General features: G+C 71.3%; 2 protein-coding genes and 1 pseudogene. 2 read left to right on the top strand and 1 reads right to left on the bottom strand.

Annotated features, from left to right (window positions below; all coding sequences use genetic code 11):
• Nucleotides 1–292: pseudogene (locus BFF76_RS29920) on the bottom strand (extracellular solute-binding protein); the annotation flags it as partial.
• Between the two features lie 463 nt (nucleotides 293–755).
• On the opposite strand from BFF76_RS29920, the gene BFF76_RS29915 reads away from it, so the two are divergent.
• Together BFF76_RS29915 and BFF76_RS29910 are read left to right on the top strand one after the other, a co-directional pair.
• Nucleotides 756–1,670, top strand: a complete 915-nt coding sequence (locus BFF76_RS29915; RefSeq protein WP_031092681.1) for an AurF N-oxygenase family protein — start codon at nucleotides 756–758, stop codon at nucleotides 1,668–1,670.
• Nucleotides 1,671–1,679: 9 nt separating this feature from the next.
• The gene (locus BFF76_RS29910; RefSeq protein ID WP_065849477.1) at nucleotides 1,680–3,359 is read left to right on the top strand and encodes an FAD-dependent oxidoreductase; all 1,680 of its coding nucleotides are present in this window, start codon (nucleotides 1,680–1,682) and stop codon (nucleotides 3,357–3,359) included.
• The last annotated feature ends 81 nt before the right edge of the window (nucleotides 3,360–3,440 follow it).

Genomic DNA, 3,440 nt, shown 5'->3' with positions numbered 1-3,440 from the left:
GGCCGCCGGCGCCGGCCATGCCGAGCTTCGTGTAGTACGGGGCGCCCCACTGCAGGGTGGAGGCCTCCAGCGCGATGTCCGGGTGTCCGGCCCGGAAGTCGTCCAGCATTCCCTGCATGTTGACGCCGTCGCCGCCGCCGAACAGATGCCAGTACCGCAGCAGGGTCTGCCCCGGGCCCGCGGCGGTCGCGGGCGCGGCACAGCCGGACAGGGAGCCCAGGGCTCCGGCGGCGGCCAGGGCGCCGGCACCGCCCGCGAGGGCTCGGCGCCGGCTGAGGAGGGGTGGTTGCATGGCGGCTCGTCTCGGCTCGTCTCTGCGGTGCGGGACCCATGAAGAGAAGGGCGAAGTGTTCGATATTTCGACGCCCGACCGTCACTTCGGACGGGACCGTAGGCCCGTGAAAACGCGGCGTCAATGACTCGCGCTGAAATTGCGAACGATGTTCGACATCGCGAACAGGTGCCCGCTCTCAGGCCTTCCGTCGACGAGAAGGAACGTGCGCGCACGGGGGGACGCGAGGAGATGCCGCGGGGATCGGCACACATTTCTTACTGGGGGGTAGGCCCGCCCGGCATCCTTGCTATACCTTCCGTCTAACAAGGGAGACGGAAGGCCGCCCGGCAGGGCCCGGCACCGGTCCTTCGCCGAAGGCTGCCACCGTCTTCGGTCGGCAGAACGGCATATGACGATCCGCCACCGCCGACGAACATCTGACAGCACCCAGGACATCGCTGACGAACCGAGGAGCCGCACCATGGCAAGCAGCACCGTTCGACCGGATGCCGAGGACCGGCCGCCCGAGGACCACCTCACCCGCCGCCTGCTCGAATCGGCCGCGACGCTGGCGTACGACCCCGCCACGGAGGTCGACTGGGACACACCGCTGGACAAGGAGTTCCACGGTGCGAGCCCGGAGTGGAGCACCCTGTACGGCACAGCGTACTGGGGCGAGCTGACCGAGCAGCAGCGTAAGGAACTGACGCGCCAGGAAGCCGCTTCGGTGGCCAGCACCGGGATCTGGTTCGAGATGATCCTGCAGCAGATGGTCCTGCGCGACGTCTACGCCAAGGACCCCACGAGCGCGGACGTCCAGTGGGCGCTGACCGAGATAGCCGAGGAGTGCCGGCACTCCATCATGTTCGCCCGCGGTGCCGAGAAGCTGGGCGCGCCGGCCTACCGGCCGCACCGGTTCGCGGTGGAGCTGGGGCGGGCCTTCAAGACCCTCGCGTTCGGCGAGGCCGCGTACGCGGCGATCCTCGTCGCCGAGGAGGTCCTCGACGTCATGCAGCGGGACTGGATGAGGGACGAGCGAGTCGTGCCCTTCGTCCGCACCATCAACAACATCCATGTCGTCGAAGAGTCCCGGCACATGAAGTTCGCCCGCGCCGAGACCCGCAAACACCTGAGCGGCGCCGGCCCCGTGCGACGCCGGATCAACGCGCTCGTCATCGCCATCGCGTCGTACGTCATCGTCACCAGCATGGTGAACAAGGACGTCTACGCCAACGCCGGACTGGACGGGAAGCGCGCCCTCGGTGAGGCGAAGGCCAACGAGCACCACAAGTCGATGATGCGCTCGAGCTGTTCGGGTCTCATGGACTTCCTGGCCTCGGCCCGCCTGCTCACCAAGCCCGCCCTGGTGTTCTACAAGCGTGCCCACCTGATCTGAGCGGACGACATGACCTACGCCATCACCCAGACGTGCTGCAGCGACGCCACCTGTGTCTCGGTGTGCCCCGTCAACTGCATCCATCCGACGCCGGAGGAACCGGACTTCGGCCGGACGGAGATGCTGTACATCGATCCGAAGTCCTGTATCGACTGCGGTGCCTGCGCCGACGCCTGCCCGGTGGAAGCGGTCTTCCCGGTGGACAGCCTTCCCGCCTCCCAGCGGGAGTACGGCCCGCTCAACGCGGCGTACTTCGCGGACCGGGAGCCCGGCCACGACCCGGAGGGGCCGAACTTCCACACCTGGGGAGCGCCGTCCTTCAAGCGCAGCCTGCCGTCGGACTTCGCGCCGATCCGGGTCGCGGTCGTGGGCACAGGACCGGCGGGCATGTACGCCGCCGAGGACCTGCTGCTGCACACGGGAGCCGAGGTCACGCTGATCGACCGGCTGCCCGTCGCGGGCGGCCTCATCCGCTACGGTGTGGCGCCCGACCACCAGTCGACGAAGAGGGCCGGCGACACCTTCGCCCGGTTCCACACACATCCGAGGGTGCGCATGCACCTCGGTCTCGAGGTGGGCCGGGACATCACACCGGAGGAGCTCGCCGCGCATCACGACGCTGTCGTCTACGCCGTCGGCGCGTCGGCCGGACGCCGGCTCGGGATCCCCGGGGAGGATCTGCCCGGCAGCATCTGCGCGACGACGTTCGTCTCCTGGTACAACGCCCACCCGGAGGTCGCGCCGGATGCCGTGGACCTGTCCGCCGAGCGGGTCGTCGTGGTCGGCAACGGGAACGTCGCGCTGGACGCGGCGCGGATCCTGGTCTCGGACCCCGACGCGCTCCTGGCCGGCGACATCGCCGGCCACGCGCTGGAGGCCCTGCGCGCGGGCTCGGTGCGCGAGGTGGTGCTGCTGGGGCGGCGGGGGCCCGAGGACGCGGCGTACACCAGGTCCGAGCTGCTCGCGCTCAAGCACCTGGCCGGCGTGGAGCTGGTCGTGGACGACCACGATCCGCGGACCGGTGCCACGATCGACGCGGCGGATGCGGGCGACAGGGCGGCGCTGCTGCGGGGAGTCGCCCGCGAGACGGTGGACTGGTCGCGCCCGCCGCCCACGGGGCGCCGCATCGTGTTCCGGTTCCACTCCGCACCGGTGGAGGCGCTCGGTGACGGCGGAGTCACCGCGCTCCGGGTCACGGACGGCGCGGGGGGAGGCGACGAGGAGGGCGGTACGGACAGCACGAGGAGCATCCCGTCCGGGCTGCTGCTGCGGGCCGTCGGCCAGCGTGGGCTGCCGGTCACCGGGTTGCCGTTCGACGAGACGACGGGGACCGTTCCGCACGAGGGCGGCCGGGTGACGGGTCTGCCCGGGACGTACGTCGTGGGATGGATCAAGCGCGGCCCCTCGGGCGGCATCGGGGCCAACCGGACCTGCGCCTCCGAGACCGTGGGCACGCTGCTGGACGACGCCGTCCGCGGCACGCTGCCGGCGCCGGAGCACGGGGCGAAGGCGTTCCAGCGGCTCGTGCGGCGCCGTAACCGGAGGGTCGTGGACGCCCGCGGCCTGGCGGAGATCGAGCGTGCCGAGCTGGCCCTTGGGCGCCGCGACGGCCGCCCCCGGGTCAAGCTGGCGACGCTTCCCGAGCTGGTGGCGGCGGCACGGGGCGGCCGTCGGAGGATTCCCGGCTGAAGGCCCGCCCGGCGTGCTGCCCGGCGAGGACATCGGCGGGCAGCACGCGGGGCGGTGGGAACGAGGGGCCGGGGGCCGGAG

Origin of the sequence: Streptomyces mutomycini (assembly GCF_001700505.1) — a bacterium.
Classification (GTDB): domain Bacteria; phylum Actinomycetota; class Actinomycetes; order Streptomycetales; family Streptomycetaceae; genus Streptomyces; species Streptomyces mutomycini.
Note: the sequence above shows the minus strand (reverse complement) of the source record. Positions and strands in the feature narration are given on the sequence as shown.